This window comes from Butyrivibrio sp. TB (assembly GCF_900110805.1).
Lineage (GTDB): Bacteria > Bacillota > Clostridia > Lachnospirales > Lachnospiraceae > Butyrivibrio > Butyrivibrio fibrisolvens_C.
Map to the genome: position 1 here is coordinate 19,874 of NZ_FOER01000022.1, position 19,719 is coordinate 39,592.

Annotated in this window: 23 protein-coding genes and 1 pseudogene; 23 read left to right on the forward strand and 1 reads right to left on the reverse strand. The window is 42.8% G+C overall.

Annotation, left to right across the window (positions count from 1 at the left end):
- Positions 1-25 precede the first annotated feature (25 nt).
- The 6 genes and pseudogenes from rpoC to BMX21_RS20210 form a co-directional block, all read left to right on the forward strand.
- Complete coding sequence (gene rpoC, locus BMX21_RS14105; RefSeq protein ID WP_051211764.1) at positions 26-3,739, forward strand: DNA-directed RNA polymerase subunit beta'; 3,714 nt, start codon at positions 26-28, stop codon at positions 3,737-3,739.
- Between the two features lie 132 nt (positions 3,740-3,871).
- Positions 3,872-4,291 (forward strand): 30S ribosomal protein S12, encoded by a 420-nt coding sequence (gene rpsL / locus BMX21_RS14110; protein ID WP_022754389.1) that lies wholly within the window; start codon positions 3,872-3,874, stop codon positions 4,289-4,291.
- Between the two features lie 260 nt (positions 4,292-4,551).
- Positions 4,552-5,022, forward strand: a complete 471-nt coding sequence (gene rpsG / locus BMX21_RS14115; protein WP_022754388.1) for a 30S ribosomal protein S7 — start codon at positions 4,552-4,554, stop codon at positions 5,020-5,022.
- Between the two features lie 52 nt (positions 5,023-5,074).
- Positions 5,075-7,195: an elongation factor G gene (gene fusA / locus BMX21_RS14120; RefSeq protein WP_022754387.1), complete on the forward strand. Its 2,121-nt coding sequence runs from the start codon at positions 5,075-5,077 to the stop codon at positions 7,193-7,195.
- Positions 7,196-7,318: 123 nt separating this feature from the next.
- Positions 7,319-8,509 (forward strand): elongation factor Tu, encoded by a 1,191-nt coding sequence (gene tuf, locus BMX21_RS14125; protein WP_027218201.1) that lies wholly within the window; start codon positions 7,319-7,321, stop codon positions 8,507-8,509.
- A 404-nt stretch (positions 8,510-8,913) separates the two neighbouring features.
- Positions 8,914-9,585 (forward strand): annotated as a pseudogene (locus BMX21_RS20210) (GTP pyrophosphokinase); the annotation flags it as partial.
- Positions 9,586-10,122: 537 nt separating this feature from the next.
- On the opposite strand, the gene BMX21_RS14135 reads toward BMX21_RS20210, so the two are convergent.
- Positions 10,123-10,986, reverse strand: a complete 864-nt coding sequence (locus BMX21_RS14135) for a class I SAM-dependent methyltransferase (RefSeq protein ID WP_092045417.1) — start codon at positions 10,984-10,986, stop codon at positions 10,123-10,125.
- 724 nt (positions 10,987-11,710) lie between these two features.
- Between BMX21_RS14135 and rpsJ the strand changes: the two genes are divergently transcribed.
- The 17 genes from rpsJ to rplF all read left to right on the forward strand — a co-directional run bounded on the left by rpsJ (position 11,711) and on the right by rplF (position 19,708).
- Entirely contained in the window at positions 11,711-12,022 is a 312-nt protein-coding gene (gene rpsJ, locus BMX21_RS14140) for a 30S ribosomal protein S10 (RefSeq protein WP_022754383.1), read from the forward strand.
- Between the two features lie 145 nt (positions 12,023-12,167).
- Positions 12,168-12,836 (forward strand): 50S ribosomal protein L3, encoded by a 669-nt coding sequence (gene rplC / locus BMX21_RS14145; RefSeq protein WP_022754382.1) that lies wholly within the window; start codon positions 12,168-12,170, stop codon positions 12,834-12,836.
- Between the two features lie 23 nt (positions 12,837-12,859).
- Positions 12,860-13,483, forward strand: coding sequence for a 50S ribosomal protein L4 (gene rplD / locus BMX21_RS14150; protein ID WP_022754381.1), 624 nt, complete (start codon positions 12,860-12,862; stop codon positions 13,481-13,483).
- Positions 13,483-13,782 (forward strand): 50S ribosomal protein L23, encoded by a 300-nt coding sequence (rplW, locus tag BMX21_RS14155; RefSeq protein WP_022754380.1) that lies wholly within the window; start codon positions 13,483-13,485, stop codon positions 13,780-13,782. The genes rplD and rplW overlap by 1 nt, the downstream gene beginning before the upstream one ends.
- A 97-nt stretch (positions 13,783-13,879) precedes the next feature.
- A complete protein-coding gene (gene rplB, locus BMX21_RS14160; RefSeq protein WP_022754379.1) occupies positions 13,880-14,722 on the forward strand; it encodes a 50S ribosomal protein L2 in 843 nt (280 codons plus the stop codon).
- A gap of 16 nt (positions 14,723-14,738) precedes the next feature.
- A complete protein-coding gene (rpsS, locus tag BMX21_RS14165) occupies positions 14,739-15,020 on the forward strand; it encodes a 30S ribosomal protein S19 (protein ID WP_022754378.1) in 282 nt (93 codons plus the stop codon).
- Between the two features lie 23 nt (positions 15,021-15,043).
- The gene (gene rplV / locus BMX21_RS14170) at positions 15,044-15,442 is read left to right on the forward strand and encodes a 50S ribosomal protein L22 (protein WP_022754377.1); all 399 of its coding nucleotides are present in this window, start codon (positions 15,044-15,046) and stop codon (positions 15,440-15,442) included.
- A gap of 20 nt (positions 15,443-15,462) precedes the next feature.
- Entirely contained in the window at positions 15,463-16,137 is a 675-nt protein-coding gene (rpsC, locus tag BMX21_RS14175) for a 30S ribosomal protein S3 (RefSeq protein WP_022754376.1), read from the forward strand.
- Complete coding sequence (gene rplP / locus BMX21_RS14180; protein ID WP_022754375.1) at positions 16,137-16,574, forward strand: 50S ribosomal protein L16; 438 nt, start codon at positions 16,137-16,139, stop codon at positions 16,572-16,574. Before rpsC ends, rplP begins: the two co-directional genes overlap by 1 nt.
- Positions 16,564-16,773, forward strand: coding sequence for a 50S ribosomal protein L29 (rpmC, locus tag BMX21_RS14185; RefSeq protein WP_022754374.1), 210 nt, complete (start codon positions 16,564-16,566; stop codon positions 16,771-16,773). Before rplP ends, rpmC begins: the two co-directional genes overlap by 11 nt.
- 33 nt (positions 16,774-16,806) lie before the next feature.
- A complete protein-coding gene (rpsQ, locus tag BMX21_RS14190) occupies positions 16,807-17,061 on the forward strand; it encodes a 30S ribosomal protein S17 (protein WP_022754373.1) in 255 nt (84 codons plus the stop codon).
- Positions 17,062-17,125: 64 nt separating this feature from the next.
- Positions 17,126-17,494 carry a 50S ribosomal protein L14 gene (gene rplN, locus BMX21_RS14195; protein WP_022754372.1) on the forward strand — a complete coding sequence of 123 codons (369 nt, stop codon included), beginning with the start codon at positions 17,126-17,128 and terminating at the stop codon, positions 17,492-17,494.
- A 15-nt stretch (positions 17,495-17,509) separates the two neighbouring features.
- The gene (gene rplX, locus BMX21_RS14200) at positions 17,510-17,872 is read left to right on the forward strand and encodes a 50S ribosomal protein L24 (RefSeq protein ID WP_022754371.1); all 363 of its coding nucleotides are present in this window, start codon (positions 17,510-17,512) and stop codon (positions 17,870-17,872) included.
- A gap of 20 nt (positions 17,873-17,892) precedes the next feature.
- Positions 17,893-18,432: a 50S ribosomal protein L5 gene (rplE, locus tag BMX21_RS14205; RefSeq protein WP_022754370.1), complete on the forward strand. Its 540-nt coding sequence runs from the start codon at positions 17,893-17,895 to the stop codon at positions 18,430-18,432.
- 21 nt (positions 18,433-18,453) lie between these two features.
- Positions 18,454-18,639 carry a type Z 30S ribosomal protein S14 gene (locus BMX21_RS14210; protein WP_022754369.1) on the forward strand — a complete coding sequence of 62 codons (186 nt, stop codon included), beginning with the start codon at positions 18,454-18,456 and terminating at the stop codon, positions 18,637-18,639.
- A 112-nt stretch (positions 18,640-18,751) separates the two neighbouring features.
- Entirely contained in the window at positions 18,752-19,153 is a 402-nt protein-coding gene (rpsH, locus tag BMX21_RS14215; RefSeq protein WP_022754368.1) for a 30S ribosomal protein S8, read from the forward strand.
- A gap of 15 nt (positions 19,154-19,168) precedes the next feature.
- Complete coding sequence (gene rplF / locus BMX21_RS14220) at positions 19,169-19,708, forward strand: 50S ribosomal protein L6 (protein ID WP_022756763.1); 540 nt, start codon at positions 19,169-19,171, stop codon at positions 19,706-19,708.
- Positions 19,709-19,719 lie beyond the last annotated feature (11 nt).

The window sequence follows — 19,719 nt, forward strand, 5'->3', positions numbered from 1 at the left end:
GAATATAAGCATGTCAGATTCAACAATGAATAAAGCAATCAATGAGGCTTCCAGCGGAAGATCTACTCTTACGCAGCAGTATCAGCCGATGACATTTGATGCAATTAAGATTGGTCTTGCTTCTCCGGAGAAGATTCGTGAGTGGTCACATGGCGAAGTTACAAAGCCTGAGACCATTAACTACAGAACCTTAAAGCCGGAACGTGATGGCCTTTTCTGCGAAAGAATTTTCGGACCTACAAAGGACTGGGAATGTCACTGCGGAAAATATAAGAAGATTAGATATAAGGGCGTTGTTTGTGATCGCTGCGGAGTTGAAGTAACTAAGTCTTCAGTTCGTCGTGAGCGCATGGGTCACATCGAGCTTGCAGCTCCTGTTTCCCACATTTGGTATTTCAAGGGAATCCCTAGCCGTATGGGTCTTCTTCTTGATATATCACCAAGAGTACTTGAGAAAGTCCTCTATTTTGCTTCATACATAGTTCTTAATCCGGGAGAAACAACTCTTGAGTACAAGCAGGTTCTCTCTGAGAAAGAATATCAGGATGCCAGAGAAGAGTTCGGCAATAAGTTCCGTGCAGGAATGGGTGCTGAAGCTATCAAAGAGCTCCTTATCGATATCGACCTTGAGAAAGATTATGCAGAGCTCAAGGAAGAAGTTGAGACATCAAGCGGACAGAAGAGAGCTCGTGTCATCAAGAGACTTGATGCAGTAGAAGCTTTCCGTGAGTCAGGCAATGATCCAAGCTGGATGATCATGGATTGTATCCCGGTTATTCCTCCGGATCTTCGTCCTATGGTACAGCTCGATGGTGGACGTTTTGCAACATCCGATCTTAACGATCTGTATCGTCGTATTATTAACAGAAACAACCGTCTTAAGAGACTTCTTGAGCTCGGTGCTCCTGATATCATCGTTCGTAACGAGAAGAGAATGCTTCAGGAAGCAGTAGATGCTCTTATTGATAACGGTCGTCGTGGACGTCCTGTTACAGGTCCTGGTAACCGTGCACTCAAGTCACTTTCAGACCTTCTGAAAGGTAAGTCAGGTCGTTTCAGACAGAACCTTCTTGGTAAGCGTGTCGACTATTCCGGCCGTTCCGTTATCGTAGTTGGTCCTGAACTTAAGATTTATCAGTGTGGTCTTCCTAAGGAAATGGCTATCGAGCTGTTCAAACCTTTCGTTATGAAAGAGCTTGTATCCCGTGGAATCTCACAGAATATAAAGAATGCCAAGAAGCTTGTTGAGCGTCTTGATGAGCAGGTTTGGGATGTACTTGAAGATGTTATCAAAGAGCATCCTGTTATGCTTAACCGTGCTCCCACACTTCACAGACTTGGTATCCAGGCATTTGAGCCTATCCTTGTAGAAGGTAAAGCTATTAAGCTTCATCCTCTTGCATGTACACCTTTCAATGCTGACTTTGATGGTGACCAGATGGCTGTTCACCTTCCACTTTCAGTAGAAGCTCAGGCAGAGTGTCGCTTCCTTATGCTGCTTCCTAACAACCTGTTGAAGCCTGCAGATGGTGGCCCTGTTAACGTTCCTACACAGGATATGGTACTTGGTCTTTACTACCTTACACAGGAGCGTCCTGGTGCAAAGGGAGAAGGCAAGTTCTTCAAGTCAGTAGATGAAGCTGTTCTTGCATATGAGAACGATGTAGTAACTCTTCAGTCTAAGGTATACGTTCGTGTATCCAAGACTCTTGCTGACGGAACAGTAGCTTCCGGCATAGTACAGAGCACTGTAGGACGTTTCATGTTCAATGAGATGCTTCCTCAGGATCTTGGATTTGTAGACAGATCAAAGCCTGAAAACCTTCTTAAGCCAGAAGTTGACTTCATGGTTGGTAAGAAGCAGCTCAAGCAGATCATCACAAAGTGTATCAACGTGCATGGTACATTCAAGACTGCTGAAGTTCTTGACTACATCAAGGCAACAGGTTATCACCTCTCTACAAGAGCTGCCATGACAGTTTCAATTTCTGATATGACAGTACCTCCGCAGAAGCAGGAGATGCTTGATGAAGCTCAGAAGACTGTTGACCGTATCGCTGCTAACTACCGCCGTGGTCTTATTACAGACGAAGAGCGTTATCGTGCAGTAATCGATACATGGATGCAGACCGATAAAGAGCTTACTAAGTGCCTTCTTGAAGGTCTTGATAAATACAACAACATATTCATGATGGCTGACTCCGGTGCCCGTGGTTCTAACCAGCAGATCAAGCAGCTGGCTGGTATGCGTGGACTTATGGCTGATACAACAGGTCGTACAATCGAACTTCCTATCAAGTCAAACTTCCGTGAAGGTCTTGACGTTCTGGAGTATTTCATGTCAGCTCATGGTGCTCGTAAGGGCCTTTCTGATACAGCTCTTCGTACAGCCGATTCAGGTTACCTTACACGTCGAATGGTTGATGTATCACAGGAACTTATTATTCGTGAAGTTGACTGTTCTGCAGGCAAGGAAGAGATTCCTGGAATGACAGTACGTGCTTTCATGGATGGAAAAGAAACTATCGAGCCATTGTCAGATCGTATCACAGGACGTTTCTCATGCGAGACTATCAAGGACGCAGAAGGAAATGTACTTGTTAAGAAGAATCATATGATCACACCAAGCCGTGCAGAGAAGATCCTCTCTGTAGGTGTAAATGCTAAGGGTGGTCCGATCGAGGCAGTAAAGATCCGTACAATCCTTACATGCCGCAGCCACGTTGGTATCTGTGCTAAGTGTTATGGTGCTAACATGGCAACAGGTGAAGCAGTACAGGTTGGTGAAGCAGTTGGTATCATCGCTGCTCAGTCAATCGGTGAGCCTGGTACACAGCTTACTATGAGAACATTCCATACCGGTGGTGTTGCCGGTGGAGATATCACACAGGGTCTTCCTCGTGTAGAAGAATTGTTCGAAGCACGTAAACCTAAGGGACTTGCTATCATCTCAGAGCTTGATGGTCAGGTAGAGATCCGTGACACTAAGAAGAAGCGTGAAGTTGTCGTTACTAATGACGAGACAGGTGAATCAAAGGCATATCTTATCCCTTATGGTTCACGTATCAAAGTTCAGGATAAGCAGACAATTGAAGCCGGTGATGAACTTACAGAAGGTTCTGTAAATCCTCACGATCTTCTCAAGATCAAGGGTATCCGTGCAGTACAGGATTACCTTCTTAGAGAGGTACAGAGAGTATATCGTCTTCAGGGTGTTGATATCTGCGATAAGCATATCGAAGTTATCGTACGCCAGATGCTCAATAAGGTTATGATCGATGAAAGTGGAGATACTAACTACCTTCCTGGAACACTTGTAAACGTTCTTGACTTCGAGGATGACAATGAAAGACTCATCTCAGAAGGTAAGAGACCTGCAGTAGGTAAGCAGGTAATCCTTGGTATCACCAAGTCAGCACTTGCAACAGATTCCTTCCTGTCAGCCGCTTCCTTCCAGGAAACAACTAAGGTTCTGACAGATGCAGCTATCCGCGGTAAGGTTGATCCGCTTCTTGGTCTTAAAGAGAACGTTATCATCGGTAAACTTATTCCTGCTGGTACAGGTCTTAAGAGATATCGTGACGTTGGTCTTAATACAGACGAACACTTCAAGGATCCTGCAAGAATGATCCTTCGTAAACAGCCTTCAGTAAGCAGAGCTGCCTTCGAAGCTGAAAGTGATATTGATGACAATATCGCTATCGAAGAAACTGTTACTGTAATGGATGATGACGAATAAATCAGTTCTGTATTGACAATATTGCATTAAAATATTATAATATCGAATTGTGTGAAAATACGGAAAGGGGAACGTATGTCCTCTTTCCGTGTTCGCACGTTGATATACACATTTCAACAGGAGGTAAAAAGAATGCCAACATTTAACCAGTTAGTCAGAAAAGGTCGTCAGACATCTGTAAAGAAGTCTACTGCTCCTGCTCTTCAGAAGGGTTTTAACTCTCTTCACAAGAAGGACATAGCTACAGCTTCTCCTCAGAAGCGTGGTGTCTGCACAGCTGTTAAGACAGCAACACCTAAAAAGCCTAACTCAGCTCTTCGTAAGATCGCCAGAGTGCGTCTTTCAAACGGCATCGAGGTAACATCCTATATTCCTGGTGAAGGTCACAACCTTCAGGAGCATAGCGTTGTTCTTATCCGTGGTGGAAGAGTTAAGGATCTGCCTGGTACAAGATATCACATTATCCGTGGTACACTTGATACAGCCGGTGTTGCAGATCGTAAGCAGGCTCGTTCCAAGTATGGCGCTAAGAGACCTAAGGCCTCAAAGTAATTTAGTAACAAAAAAATATTAAGTGTTGGGTTCTTTGAACATATAGTAATATAAATGATCAAACGAGCTTGCAGTTAAACTCGGACTGAACATACGGCAGTCAAAGTAATACAGCAGTAGAGGCTTTATCAGTTATATTAGTAAGTTTTAGGAAAACCGCACGAACACTTAATGCATGCGAGGCACTTGTGCACAAGTTGCCGTAGAAAGCCCCGCAAGTGAGTACCTATGATTTATTAACTAATAAGGAGGGAAGAACCGTGCCGCGTAAAGGACATATTGTAAAACGTGATGTACTGGAAGATCCAATGTACAACAGCAAGGTTGTAACAAAGCTTGTAAACCAGGTTATGCTGGATGGCAAGAAAGGTGTTGCACAGAAGATTGTATACGGAGCTTTCGCACAGGTTGAAGAGAAGTCTGGAAAGCCAGCTCTCGAAGTATTTGAGACAGCTATGAATAATATCATGCCTGCACTCGAAGTAAAAGCTAGACGTATTGGTGGTGCTACATACCAGGTTCCGATCGAGGTTAGACCGGACAGACGTCAGGCCCTGGCTCTTCGCTGGCTTGTACTGTTTTCACGTAAGAGAGGCGAGAAGACTATGATTGATCGTCTCGCTGGCGAGATTATGGATGCTTCTAACAATACAGGAGCAGCTGTAAAGCGTAAGGAAGACATGCACAAGATGGCAGATGCAAACAAGGCTTTCTCACACTACAGATTCTAATTATATATTCTGTTATAGAACGTTGTTTGCAATCATTTAGGAGGAAGAACCATTGGCTAAAAGAGAATATCCATTGGAGAGAACCAGAAATATAGGTATCATTGCTCATATCGATGCTGGTAAAACAACATGTACAGAGCGTATCCTCTATTATACTGGTGTTAACTACAAGATTGGTGAGACACACGACGGCGCTTCTACCATGGACTTCATGGAACAGGAGAGAGAGCGTGGAATCACAATTCAGTCTGCAGCTACAACATGCCACTGGACTCCACAGGAATACGGCAAAAAGATCGCTGGTGCTCCTGAGTATCGTCTTAACATTATCGATACTCCTGGTCACGTAGACTTCACAGCAGAAGTTGAGCGTTCACTTCGTGTACTTGATGGTGCAGTTGGTATCTTTGATGCTAAGAACGGCGTTGAGCCACAGTCTGAGAACGTATGGCGTCAGGCTGACACATACGGCGTACCACGTATCGCATTCATCAACAAGATGGATATCGTTGGTGCAAACTTCTACCACGATCTGGATATGATCCGTGATCGTCTTGGTAAGAACCCGATCGCTATCAATATCCCGATCGGTGCTGAAGATACTTATGAAGGACTTATCGATCTCTTCGAAATGAAAGCTTATTATTTCAAGGGTGAGAAGGGTGCTGATGAAGATTGTGAAGAAATCCCTGAGGAACTCAAGGATCAGGCTGAAGAGTGGCACAACAAGATGGTTGAGCAGATCGTAGAGCTTGATGAGAACCTTATGGAGAAATACCTTGAAGGTGAAGAAGTTACTACAGCAGAGCTCAAAGCAGCTCTTCGTAAGGGAACAATCGCTTCTGAGGCAGTTCCTGTATGTAACGGAACAGCTTACAGAAACAAGGGTGTTCAGAAGCTTCTTGATGCAGTTATCGAGTATCTTCCTGCTCCTACAGATGTACCGGACGTTGAAGGTACAGATATGGAAGGAAATGAGATCACATGTAAGTCTACAGAGGATGGCCCTCTTGCAGCTCTTGCATTCAAGATCGTATCTGATCCTTTCGTAGGTAAGCTTGCATTTATCCGTGTTTACAGAGGTATCCTCAAGTCAGGATCTTATGTACTCAACTCAACAAAGGATAAGAAGGAACGTGTAGGTCGTATCATGCAGATCCATGCTGATAAGCGTACAGAGATCCAGGAAGCATTTGCTGGTGATATCGCTGCAGCAGTTGGTTTCAAGGATACAACTACAGGTGATACAATCTGTGATGAGAACAATCCTGTTATCCTCGAGTCTATCGAGTTCCCTGATCCTGTTATCGAGCTCGCTATCGAGCCTAAGACAAAAGCAGGCCAGGCTAAGCTTGGTGAAGCTCTTGGTAAGCTTTCTGAAGAAGATCCTACATTCCAGGTACACACTAACCACGAGACAGGTCAGACTATCATCGCTGGTATGGGTGAAGTTCAGCTGGAAGTTATCGTTGACCGTCTCCTTCGTGAGTTCAAGGTTGAGGCTAACGTAGGTGCACCTCAGGTTGCATATAAGGAAGCATTCACAAAGGCTGTAGATATCGAGTCTAAGTATGCTAAGCAGTCCGGTGGTCGTGGTCAGTATGGTCACTGTAAAGTTAGATTCGAGCCTATGGATGCTAACGGTGAAGAGCTTTACAAGTTCGATAACGAAGTTGTCGGCGGTGCTATTCCTAAGGAATTCATCCAGCCTATTTCTGATGGTATCGAAGAGGCTATGAAAGCCGGTAGTATTGCTGGATTCCCTGTTGTTGGTATCCACGCAACTGTATACGACGGATCATATCATGAAGTCGATTCATCTGAAATGGCATTCCACATTGCCGGATCTATGGCATTCAAGGATGCTATGGCTAAGGCATCACCTGCACTTCTTGAGCCTATCATGAAGGTTGAGGTTACAATGCCTGAGGAATACATGGGTGATGTTATCGGTGATATCAACTCCCGTCGTGGCCGTGTAGAAGGTATGGATGACATGGGCAATGGTAAGATTGTTCGTGCATACGTTCCTCTTGCTGAGATGTTCGGTTATGCAACAGACCTTCGTTCTAAGACACAGGGTCGTGGTAACTACTCAATGTTCTTTGAGAAGTATGAGCCAGTACCGAAGAACGTTGCTGACAAGGTTATCTCACAGTACAAGCAGGCCTAAATTAAGCAAAAAAGCTTGAATTTGCGCCGATTATCGAATATAATCGTTTATAGTCGGTGCTCAAAATATTCAATAACAATAATGATAATGTTGTTACACATTCATTTAAGGAGGACTTAAAAAATGGCAAAGGCACATTTTGACAGAACAAAGCCGCATTGTAACATTGGTACAATCGGACACGTTGACCACGGTAAGACAACTCTTACAGCTGCTATCACAGCAGTTCTTGCTGACAGACAGGGTGGCGAAGCAGTAGCTTTCGATCAGATCGATAAGGCACCTGAAGAAAAGGCACGTGGAATAACAATTTCATCTGCTCATATCGAGTATGAGACAAACAACAGACACTATGCACACGTTGACTGCCCTGGCCACGCTGATTATGTAAAGAACATGATCACTGGTGCAGCTCAGATGGATGGCGCTATCCTCGTTGTTGCTGCTACAGACGGTGTTATGGCTCAGACAAAGGAGCACGTTCTTCTTGCTCGTCAGGTAGGCGTTCCTTACATCGTTGTATTCATGAACAAGTGCGATATGGTTGATGATCCTGAACTTCTTGACCTTGTTGAGATGGAGATCAGAGACCTTCTTAACGAGTACGAGTTCCCTGGCGATGATACACCTATCATCCGTGGTTCAGCTCTTAAGGCTCTTGAGGATCCTAAGTCCGAATGGGGTGACAAGATCGTTGAGCTTATGGATACAGTTGATTCTTATATCCCTGATCCTGCTCGTGAGGTCGACAAGCCTTTCCTTATGCCTGTTGAGGACGTATTCACAATCACAGGTCGTGGTACAGTTGCTACAGGCCGTGTTGAGAGAGGTCAGCTCCACCTTAACGACGAAATCGAAATCGTTGGTATCAAGGAAGAGACAAAGAAGTCAGTTGTTACAGGTATCGAGATGTTCCGTAAGACTCTTGACTACGCTGAAGCTGGTGATAACGTAGGTATCCTTCTTCGTGGTGTAGATCGTACAGAGATCGAAAGAGGACAGGTTGTAGCTGTTCCTGGAACAGTTACTTGCCACAAGAAGTTCACAGCTGAGGTTTACGTTCTTACAAAGGATGAAGGTGGACGTCATACTCCTTTCTTCAACAACTATCGTCCTCAGTTCTACTTCAGAACAACAGACGTAACAGGTGTATGTAACCTTCCTGAAGGTACAGAGATGTGCATGCCTGGTGACCACGTAACAATGACTATCGAACTTATTCACCCTATCGCTATGGAGCAGGGTCTTACATTCGCTATTCGTGAAGGCGGACGTACAGTAGGTTCAGGCCGTGTTGCTACAATCATCGAGTAATTGTATATAACCTGAATTTATACGGCTTTCGGAGTTTTCTCCGAAAGCCGTTTTTTAGTATTGGTCGATTCAGTTTTTTAGTATTGGTCGATTTGGTTTTTTAGTATTGGTCAATTCAGTTTATTTGGTTTTGTCTTCTTTATAATCTTTCAGATATATTTCATATTTTTATCAAATAATAAATGTATAATATAGATTAAGGTCTAAGAGGATAGCTTAGACCTTAATTTGATGTTAGGTAATAAAATCTTTTCATAAATACATGAAAAGGAGTATAATCTAACAGCTATTGATGCTTGAAATAATCTTTCAAGGATATATAATAAAACATTGCGGTTTCGCTATAAAAATAATACGGATATGGGGAGCAATTAATGGAACGAGATAAAATACCGGCGGAAAGAATGCTCGGTAATATTTCTTTATCAGATTTAAAATCAATATCACAGGAAGATATAGAGCAGCTATTAAGGATAACTGATCAGATACAGGACTTTCAGGAACTCATGATGAAATATGAGTGTGCAATGTATGAGATCAAGACAAAGCTTGATGTTCTTAACAAAGAGCTGTCTCTTCGCAACAATCGTAATCCTTTTGAATCTATCAAGACCAGGATCAAAGCACCTATAAGTCTTTTTGAGAAGATGCAGAGAAAAGGGCTTCCATTTACAGTAGACAATATTAAGGATAATATAAGCGATGTTGCCGGAATCAGGGTTATCTGCTCTTTTATAGATGATATCTATATGCTGGCTGATTGTTTAAAAGAGCAGGATGATGTCAGACTTGTTGAGATCAAGGATTATATTGAGAATCCTAAGCCAAGTGGTTATCGAAGTCTTCACCTTATATTGGAAATTCCGATATTCCTGACTCATGACAAGGAATACATGACTGTTGAAGTTCAGTTTAGGACGATAGCTATGGATTTCTGGGCAAGTCTTGAGCATAAGATGAAGTACAAAAAAGATATACAGGATGCAGAGATGATAACAGAGGATCTGTGCTTTTCTGCAGATATGATCAATCAGATAGACAGAAGGATGCAACAGATAAGAGAAAGGATCGATGCTGGAAGAGCCAAAGAGGATACGGAAGGTCCAAGGATTGATTTTAGCAATCTGAAAAAAGAAATTGAAGAATTATCAGATGATAGCAGCAATATTGAAAAGAATGTAAAATCACCTGCTGAACAAAAAAGTCCTGAGAATTCAATAGGAGCAGTTCTGGATGCAGCCAAGAAGCAGATCAGTCAGATGAGTGATAATGGTGCAAAAGAAAACAGCACATCATCAGATGACTTTGATAGGCATGATTTACAGGATATAGAATCAAGAACTGAAATTGAAAATAGGAAAAAATCAAAAAAGAAAGTAATAGAGATTGAGCAATCTGATCCTATTTTTATAGCTTCGGCCAATGCACAGAGTTCATCTAAAAAGAATAGTGCCAAGGCTGTTGAGTCAAGTCTTAGGTGAAGGCTAAGGGAAGAATCAGAAATAATCCAGAGAATAATTCTGATTAAAATATAGCTTGGTTGTTATGATAATATGCAAAAAACTTAGTGGTGTAATAAGCCACTAAGTTTTTTGTTCGTTTATTATCAGATTTTATAGTGCTGTCCATCTTCCGCTTGCACCGCAAGGAAGAACCAGACCATTAGAAGAAACCGGAAGACCGACTTCATCAGCTTCAATCTTGCCTTTATGAATAGGATCAAGGACTGTGTGAAGCATATATGAAAGAACTGCAGGCTGCAGACCGGTTGTATATGAGTTGATCAGGAAGAAAAGAGGATTGTCCGAAAGAATCTGTGAACAAAGCTCTATGAAAGGATAGATACTTTCCTCAATCTTCCAGATCTCACCCTTAGGACCTCTTCCATATGAAGGAGGATCCATAATGATCGCATCATACTTGTTGCCACGGCGAATCTCGCGCTGTACAAATTTAACACAGTCGTCAACAAGCCATCTGATACGGGCATCTGCAAGTCCGGATGAAACTGCATTTTCTTTAGCCCAGGTAACCATTCCTTTACTTGCATCCACGTGAGTTACGGATGCGCCGGCAGCAGCTGCAGAAACAGTTGCTCCACCTGTATAGGCGAAGAGATTCAGAACTTTGATTTCACGACCGGATTCGCGAATGAGTTTGGAGAACCAGTCCCAGTTAGCAGCCTGTTCAGGAAACAGACCCGTATGCTTGAAACTAAAGGGCTTAAGATGGAATGTCAGCGAATTATAACTTATAGTCCATTCTTCGGGAAGAGAATGAAACTCCCATTCGCCGCCGCCTTTATTACTTCTGTGATAATGTCCATTAGGTTTTCTCCATCCAGGGAGCTTTTTATCTGTATTCCAAATGACCTGAGGATCAGGACGTACAAGCTGGTACTTACCCCATCTTTCAAGCTTCTCTCCATTAGATGTATCTAAAACTTCATAATCTTTCCAATTTTCAGCAAGCCACATAATTACTCCATTTCAATAGCTTTGTTTTACAACAGTGGATTTGATATTTACTAATATAATATAGCGAATCTGATTATATTACAAAAAAGAATATATTGAAATAGTTATTGTAAAGTAATAGGAAAGCACCCAGAGAATAAGTGATTAATTGCAAGAATCAGTTCAGACTATCAACAGTGATTAATAACAGAGATAATTGATAAAAAATGAGTAAAGGCGACCTATAATATATAATCTGTGACAAACATAAAAACAGCTATATGTATTGAAAATTCGGGCTTTATGAGAGTTATTAATCGAAATATGATAAATAAACACAATTAGAGATTAATATATATCAACAAAAATGATATTAACAATCCTCTTTGCTTTATTTTGACGAAAAATCATATAAAAGGCTTGCAAAACAGAAAAAAAAGTAATATAGTAGCTATTGCTGTGACATGATAGCGTTGAAGCGTGAGGTTGCCACATTATCCAGTGATGTGGGTTTTCCGTGGAGCGAATGTCAGTAGGCTGCATAGCGGCCACAAAATCATGACGACAAGTCACTGTACAAGCAAATGATGTCTGCTGCAAATCCCAAAGGGATTGATGGGCAGAAACGACGTGAAGTGAAAATCTGAGTTGTAATTTGGGTTGCGAATCAGGACACACACGGGAGAATGTACAGTCACCGCTTGTCGTACTTAAACAAAAGTGCGAAAAGGAGGCGACTTTTTTTATGGCAAATCAGGTAATGAGGATTACTCTTAAAGCATATGATCATCAGTTAGTTGATGCATCTGCTAAGAAGATCATCGAGACAGTCAAGAAGAACGGATCTCAGGTTTCAGGACCGGTTCCGCTTCCTACTAAGAAGGAAGTAGTAACAATTCTTCGTGCTGTACACAAGTACAAGGATTCTAGAGAGCAGTTCGAACAGAGAACTCATAAGAGACTGATCGATATCATCACACCTACACCTAAAACAGTTGATGCTCTGCAGAGACTCGAGATGCCTGCAGGTGTATACATCAACATCAAGATGAAATAATTCATCAGAAACTACTAAAATCTAACCTCTACTAGTATGATGCAAGACGCATGATGCCGCGACACTGGAAATTACTTACATTAAGTAATAAAACGACATTGCGAACGATTTAAGCATCCGCTGTAGATGAATCAGGAGGTAAAACATGAAGAAGGCTATTTTAGCTACTAAGGTCGGAATGACCCAGATCTTCAAAGAAGACGGTTCACTTGTTCCTGTAACAGTACTTCAGGCTGGACCGTGCGTAGTAACACAGATCAAGACACAGGAAAACGACGGTTATTCTGCTGTTCAGGTTGGTTTCGTAGATAAGAAAGAAAAGAACTACGAAGCAGGCCAGGTATGGCACAGACATGGCGTAAACAAGGCTGAGGCTGGTCACTTCAAGAAGGCCGGTGTTACATCCAAGAGATACGTCAGAGAGCTTAAACTTGAGAATGCAGCTGATTATCAGCTTGGTGCAGAGATCAAGGCAGACATCTTCGCAGATGGAGACAAGATCGATGCAACAGCTATCTCAAAGGGTAAAGGTTTCCAGGGCGCCATCAAGAAGAATGGTCAGCACAGAGGACCTATGGCTCACGGTTCAAAGTTCCATCGTCATCAGGGTTCTAACGGTTCGAGTTCTGATCCTAGCCGTGTATTCAAGGGCAAAGGTATGCCAGGTCACATGGGCGCTGTAAGAGTTACAGTTCAGAACCTTGAAGTTGTAAAGGTAGACGCTGAGAAGAATCTCATTCTTGTTAAAGGCGCTGTACCAGGACCTAAGAAGGGCCTTGTTACTATCAAAGAAACAACAAGAGTTGAGGCATAACGAAGGAAAGGAGGACCATTCAGATGGCTAACGTATCTGTTTTAAATATGGAAGGTAAAGAAGTTGGCAAGATCGACTTAAACGATGCTGTATTCGGAGTTGATGTCAACGAGCACCTTGTACACCTTGCAGTTGTTCAGTATCTTGCTAACAATCGTCAGGGTACACAGAAAGCAAAGACTCGTTCCGAAGTTTCCGGAGGTGGCAGAAAGCCATGGAGACAGAAGGGAACAGGTCATGCTAGACAGGGTTCAACAAGATCTCCTCAGTGGACAGGCGGCGGTGTTGTATTCGCACCAGTTCCAAGAGATTATTCCTTCAAGATGAACAAGAAGGAGAAGCAGGCAGCCCTTAAGTCCGCTCTTACAGATAAGGTTGAAAGCGGCAATGTAGTTGTTCTTGACGAGCTTAAGTTCGATGAGATCAAGACAAAGAAGTTTGCTGAAGTTATGGCTAACATCAATGTAGACCGTAAGGCACTTGTTGTTCTTGCTGATAACGATCAGAACGTAGTTCTTTCAGCTCGTAACTTCGCTCAGGCTAAGACAATGCAGGCTACTACACTTAACGTTTACGATATCGTAAATGCAAAGACACTGGTTCTTACTAAGGACGCAGTAAGCAAGATCGAGGAGGTGTACGCATAATGGCAGCACTCGAATATTATGACATTATCCTGAAGCCCGTTCTGACTGAGAAGTCAATGAACCTTATGGGCGATAAGAAATACACATTCCTTGTAAATCCTCAGGCTAACAAGAGTCAGATCAAGGAAGCTGTAGAGAAGATGTTCGAAGGTACTAAGGTTGCTAAGGTTAACACACTTAACGCTGATGGTACAAAGAGAAGAAGAGGTCAGGCAGTAGGTTTCACAGCTAAGACAAAGAAGGCTGTAGTAACTCTGACAGCAGATTCTAAAGACATCGAGATTTTCCAGGGACTCTAATTTAGATAATAATAATTATGCGTGCAAGGCCCATTTAAAGAGTCCGGGGGCCAAGGGCTAGTCCCTCGCATGCGACAAAATAAGGAGAAAAAGAATCATGGGAATTAAGAAGTATGGTCCTTATACCCCATCCAGAAGAAACATGACTGGTTCTGATTTCGCTGAAATCACAAAGAAGACTCCTGAGAAGAAGCTTCTTGTTTCAAAGAACAGCATCGCTGGACGTAATAACCAGGGTAAGATCACAGTTAGACACAAAGGTTGCGGCGGAAGAGTTAAATACAGACTCGTAGACTTCAAGAGAAATAAAGATGATATGCCTGCAAAGGTTATCGGTATCGAGTACGATCCTAACCGTACAGCAAACATTGCTCTTATCTGCTATGCAGATGGAACAAAGTCATACATCCTTGCTCCTGCAGGTCTGACAGACGGCATGACAGTTATGAACGGTGCTAACGCAGAAATCCGTGTTGGTAACTGCCTTCCCCTTTCAGCTATTCCTGTAGGTACTGAAGTTCACAACATTGAGCTTTATCCTGGAAAGGGTGGACAGCTTGTTCGTTCAGCTGGTAACTCTGCACAGCTTATGGCTAAGGGTGAGAAGTACGCTACACTTCGTCTTCCTTCAGGTGAGATGAGAATGGTTCCGATCGAGTGCCGTGCAACAATCGGTGAGGTCGGCAACATTGAACATAACCTTATCAATTATGGTAAGGCAGGCCGTATTCGTCACATGGGTATCCGTCCTACAGTTCGTGGTTCTGTTATGAACCCTAACGATCACCCACACGGTGGTGGTGAAGGTAAGGCTCCGGTAGGTCGTCCGGGTCCATGCACACCTTGGGGCAAGCCTGCTCTTGGTTATAAGACACGTAAGTCCAAGAAGGCTTCTAACAAGCTCATCGTAAGAAGAAGAAACGGTAAAGCCATCAAATAATTGAAGGGAGAATAAAATGTCAAGATCACTTAAAAAGGGACCTTTCGCTGACGCAAGTCTCTTAAAGAAAATAGATGCTATGAACGCACAGAACGAAAAGCAGATCATCAAGACCTGGTCACGTCGTTCAACGATCTTCCCTTCATTTGTAGGGCACACGATCGCAGTTCACGACGGTAGAAAGCACATCCCGGTATATGTAACTGAGGATATGGTTGGCCATAAACTTGGTGAGTTCGTTCAGACCAGAACTTTCCGCGGCCACTCAGGCAACGAGAAAAAGACAGGTGCCAGATAAGGTAGAGCGAAAGGAGGTTCATTATGGCAACAGAAGAAAAGAAGAAGTCCAGATCTCAATACAAAGTTGAGAGAAATAGAGAAAATAGAGAGACAAGACCACACGCAAAGCTTACATACGCTAGAATTCCTGTTCAGAAGGCATGCTTCGTTATGGACGCTATCCGTGGTAAGGATGTAACAACAGCTCTTGCTATCTTACAGTACAATCCAAGATATGCTTCAAGCGTTATCTATAAGCTTCTTGCAAGTGCTGCAGCAAATGCTGAGTTCCAGGGTAAGAACCGTGAGAATCTTTACATTGCTGAGTGCTACGCAAACAACGGCCCTATCATGAAGAGAATTCATCCTAGAGCACAGGGTAGAGCTTACAGAATCAACAAGAGAATGAGCAACCTCAGCATCATTCTGGATGAGAGATAAGAAAGGAGAGCTAAAATCAAATGGGACAGAAAGTTAATCCGCATGGCATGAGAGTAGGCGTTATAGCTGACTGGGATTCCAGATGGTACGCTGAAGAGGGTGCATTTGCTGATAATCTTGTTGAAGATTACAAGATCAGAAAGTACCTTAAGAAAAAGTTATATGCTGCAGGTGTTTCCAAGATCGAGATCGAGAGAGCATCTGACAGAGTTAAGGTTATCGTTTTCACAGCTAAGCCCGGCGTTGTAATCGGTAAGGGCGGTAACGAAATCGAGATCACAAAGAAAGAGCTTCAGAAGCTTACAGATAAAAAGGTCATGGTTGATATTAAAGAGATCAAGAGACCTGACCGCGATGCTCAGCTTGTTGCAGAAAACATTGCAAGCCAGCTTGAGAACCGTGTATCCTTCAGAAGAGCTATGAAGTCTTCAATGTCAAGATCCATGAAGGCAGGAGTTCTTGGTATCAAGGCTTGCTGCGGTGGACGTCTTGGTGGTGCTGATATTGCTCGTAAAGAGTTCTACAGCGAAGGAACAATTCCGCTTCAGACACTTAGAGCTGATATTGATTATGGTTTTGCAGAAGCAGATACAACCTATGGTAAGGTTGGTGTCAAGGTTTGGATCTATAAGGGAGAAGTTCTTCCTAAGAAAGGACCTAAGGCTGATGCTGACAAGGAAGGGAGCGATAAATAATGTTAATGCCAAAGAGAGTTAAACACCGTAAACAGTTCCGTGGTTCTATGGCTCACAAAGCTACTCGCGGTACAACAATCACTTACGGTGAGTTCGGAATAGTTGCCCTTGATCCTTGCTGGATCAGATCCAACCAGATTGAGGCTGCCCGTGTAGCTATGACACGTTTCACAAAGCGTGGTGGACAGGTTTGGATCAAAATTTTCCCGGATAAGCCTGTTACAGCAAAACCTGCTGAAACTCGAATGGGTTCCGGAAAAGGTACTGTAGAGTACTGGGTATCTGTAGTAAAGCCAGGTCGCGTAATGTTCGAGATCGGCGGTGTATCTGAAGATGATGCCAGAGAAGCACTTCGTCTTGCTATGCACAAGCTTCCTTGCCGCTGCAAGATCGTTTCCAAGGCTGATTTGGAAGGTGGTGTATCTGATGAAAACTAATACATATGTTGAAGAGCTTAATAAGAAGGATGCAAAGGCTCTTAATGAAGAGCTTGTTTCTGCAAAGAAGGAACTTTTCAATTTAAGATTCCAGAAGGCTACTAACCAGCTGGACAATACTGCTAGAATCAACACTGTTCGTAAGAATATTGCTAGAATCCAGACAGTTATCACACAGAAGTCTAAAGTAGCTGAATAATTTCGCTGAAGTTGCGGGAAAGGATAAAGAATCGTGGAAAGAAATCTTAGAAAAACACGTGTTGGTAAGGTTACAAGTGATAAGATGGACAAGACCATCACTGTTTCCATTGAAGACCATGTAAAACATCCTCTTTACAAGAAGATCGTTAAGAAAACATATAAGCTTAAGGCACATGATGAGAACAATGAGTGTCATGTTGGCGATACAGTAAAGGTCATGGAGACAAGACCACTTTCAAAAGATAAGAGATGGAGACTTGTTTCTATTATTGAGCGCGCAAAGTAATTTTGAGTATAATTTCTTTGAAATTTAACTCGTATCCTGCGCATTATAAAGAAGGAGAATTAACATGATTCAACAGGAAAGCAGACTTAATGTCGCTGATAATACTGGTGCAAAAGAACTGCTTTGCATTCGTGTTATGGGCGGATCTACAAGAAGATATGCGAGAATCGGTGATGTAATCGTTGCTTCTGTTAAAGATGCAACACCCGGTGGTGTTGTAAAAAAGGGTGACGTTGTTAAAGCCGTTGTTGTTCGTACAGTAAAGGAGACACGTCGTAAAGATGGTTCCTACATCAAGTTCGATGAGAACGCTGCTGTAGTTATCAACGATGACGGTAATCCAAAAGGAACACGTATATTTGGACCAGTTGCAAGAGAGCTTCGTGATAAGAAATACATGAAGATACTGTCTCTGGCACCTGAAGTATTATAAGGAGGAACCCAGGTTATGGCAGCAAGTAGAATTAAAAAGGGAGATACAGTTCGTGTTATCGCTGGCTCCTATGAAGACAAGGGTCATGAAGGTAAGGTTCTGTCCGTTGATGCTAAAAATCACAGAGTAGTTGTAGAAGGTATCAACAAGGTTAAAAAGCACCAGAAGCCTTCTATGCAGAATCAGAACGGCGGAATCGTAGAAGTTGAAGCTCCTATCGATATCTCCAACGTTATGCTTGTAGTTGACGGTAAGACCACTCGTGTCGGCATCAAAGTCGAGAGAGATGAGAACGGCAAGGTCGTTAAGAAGACTCGTGTTGCAAAAGCAACTGGTGAAGAAATCGATGTGATCTATCCGGCACAGAAGAAGAACTAACGGGAAGGAGGTACTAAGACGTGAGCAGATATAAAGATTTATATAAAAACGAAATCGTTGACGCTATGACAAAGAAGTTCGGCTACAAGAACGTTATGGAAGTTCCGAAGCTTGACAAGATCGTTGTAAACATGGCAGTTGGCGAAGCTAAAGAAAATGCTAAGGTTCTTGAGAACGCAGCTGGCGACATGGAAATTATCACAGGTCAGAAGCCCGTTCTTACAAAGGCTAAGAAGTCAATCGCTAACTTTAAGATCAGAGAGGGCCAGGCTATCGGATGCAAGGTTACTCTTCGTGGCGAGAAGATGTATGATTTCCTGGATCGTCTCGTAAACCTGGCACTGCCTCGTGTACGTGACTTCCGCGGCATCAATCCTGATTCCTTTGACGGAAGAGGCAACTATGCTCTTGGTATTCGTGAACAGCTTATCTTCCCTGAAATCGAGTATGATAAGGTAGATAAGACAAGAGGAATGGACATTATCTTCACAACAACAGCAAAGACAGACGAAGAGGCTCGTGAGCTTCTCAGACTGTTCAACATGCCTTTCGCAAAGTAATCATAGGAGGAAAGAAAAAACATGGCTAAATTATCCATGAAAAGAAAACAGCAGATGAAACCTAAGTTCTCAACAAGAGCTTATACACGTTGCAGAATCTGCGGTCGTCCTCATTCAGTTCTTAGAAAATACGGAATTTGCAGAATCTGCTTCCGTGAACTTGCTTATAAGGGCGAAATCCCTGGCGTAAAGAAAGCCAGCTGGTAATTATGTAACTAATCACTTTGGTGATAAAGTTAGATTTGTTTATTGCGGCTTCGTGTCTCTCCCCTTTTTGGGGGAGTAAGGCGAAGCAAGAATATTAGGAGGAAAATTTAAAATGGCAATGAATGATCCTATTGCAGATATGCTTACAAGAATTCGTAACGCTAACACTGCTAAACATGATACTGTAGATGTTCCTTCATCAAAGATGAAGCTTGCAATCGCAAACATTCTTCTTGAGGAAGGTTATATCAAGAAGCTTGACATCGTTGATAACAAGGGCTTCAAAGATCTTCACATCACACTTAAGTATGGTGCAGATCGTAACGATAAGGTTATCACAGGCATCAAGAGAATTTCCAAGCCTGGTCTTCGTGTATATGCTGGCAAGGATGAGCTTCCAAGAGTACTTGGTGGTCTCGGAATCGCTATCATTTCTACAAACCAGGGTGTTGTAACTGATAAGAAAGCAAGAGAGCTCCAGGTTGGTGGCGAAGTTCTTGCATTTATTTGGTAAATTGGAGGTACGGGCATGTCACGAATCGGTAAAATGCCAATCGCAATCCCTGATGGAGTTACTATCAGCGTTGCAGAAAATAACAAGGTGACTGTAAAAGGTCCTAAGGGAGAACTTACAAGAGACTTCCCTCAGGAACTTTCAATCGAGCAGAAAGACGGCGAGATTGTTATATCAAGACCAGATGATCAGAAGAGAACAAAGGCTCTCCACGGCCTTACAAGAGCTCTCCTGAACAACATGGTAACAGGTGTTAAAGACGGATTTGAGAAAAAGCTTGAAGTTGCAGGTGTTGGTTACAGAGCTGCAAAGAAAGGCAAAACTCTCACACTTACTCTTGGATATTCTCACCCGGTAGAACTTGAAGATCCTGAAGGTGTTGAATCTACTGTTGAAGGTCAGATCATCACAGTTAAGGGTATCGACAAGGAAAAGGTTGGCCAGTACGCAGCAATCATCCGCGAGAAGAGAGCTCCTGAACCATATAAGGGCAAGGGAATCAAGTACGTTGATGAAGTAATCAGACGTAAAGTCGGTAAGACCGGTAAGAAGTAAGAGATAAGGAG

Bases quoted from the DNA above. Each gene is read 5' to 3' on its own strand.
- rpoC (WP_051211764.1), top strand. From the start codon at position 26: ATGAATAAAGCAATCAATGAGGCTTCCAGCGGAAGATCTACTCTTACG.
- rpsL (WP_022754389.1), top strand. From the start codon at position 3,872: ATGCCAACATTTAACCAGTTAGTCAGAAAAGGTCGTCAGACATCTGTA.
- tuf (WP_027218201.1), top strand. From the start codon at position 7,319: ATGGCAAAGGCACATTTTGACAGAACAAAGCCGCATTGTAACATTGGT.
- BMX21_RS14135 (WP_092045417.1), bottom strand. From the start codon at position 10,986: ATGTGGCTTGCTGAAAATTGGAAAGATTATGAAGTTTTAGATACATCT.
- rpsJ (WP_022754383.1), top strand. From the start codon at position 11,711: ATGGCAAATCAGGTAATGAGGATTACTCTTAAAGCATATGATCATCAG.
- rplC (WP_022754382.1), top strand. From the start codon at position 12,168: ATGAAGAAGGCTATTTTAGCTACTAAGGTCGGAATGACCCAGATCTTC.
- rplD (WP_022754381.1), top strand. From the start codon at position 12,860: ATGGCTAACGTATCTGTTTTAAATATGGAAGGTAAAGAAGTTGGCAAG.
- rplW (WP_022754380.1), top strand. From the start codon at position 13,483: ATGGCAGCACTCGAATATTATGACATTATCCTGAAGCCCGTTCTGACT.
- rplB (WP_022754379.1), top strand. From the start codon at position 13,880: ATGGGAATTAAGAAGTATGGTCCTTATACCCCATCCAGAAGAAACATG.
- rpsS (WP_022754378.1), top strand. From the start codon at position 14,739: ATGTCAAGATCACTTAAAAAGGGACCTTTCGCTGACGCAAGTCTCTTA.
- rplV (WP_022754377.1), top strand. From the start codon at position 15,044: ATGGCAACAGAAGAAAAGAAGAAGTCCAGATCTCAATACAAAGTTGAG.
- rpsC (WP_022754376.1), top strand. From the start codon at position 15,463: ATGGGACAGAAAGTTAATCCGCATGGCATGAGAGTAGGCGTTATAGCT.
- rplP (WP_022754375.1), top strand. From the start codon at position 16,137: ATGTTAATGCCAAAGAGAGTTAAACACCGTAAACAGTTCCGTGGTTCT.
- rpmC (WP_022754374.1), top strand. From the start codon at position 16,564: ATGAAAACTAATACATATGTTGAAGAGCTTAATAAGAAGGATGCAAAG.
- rplN (WP_022754372.1), top strand. From the start codon at position 17,126: ATGATTCAACAGGAAAGCAGACTTAATGTCGCTGATAATACTGGTGCA.
- rplX (WP_022754371.1), top strand. From the start codon at position 17,510: ATGGCAGCAAGTAGAATTAAAAAGGGAGATACAGTTCGTGTTATCGCT.
- BMX21_RS14210 (WP_022754369.1), top strand. From the start codon at position 18,454: ATGGCTAAATTATCCATGAAAAGAAAACAGCAGATGAAACCTAAGTTC.
- rpsH (WP_022754368.1), top strand. From the start codon at position 18,752: ATGGCAATGAATGATCCTATTGCAGATATGCTTACAAGAATTCGTAAC.
- rplF (WP_022756763.1), top strand. From the start codon at position 19,169: ATGTCACGAATCGGTAAAATGCCAATCGCAATCCCTGATGGAGTTACT.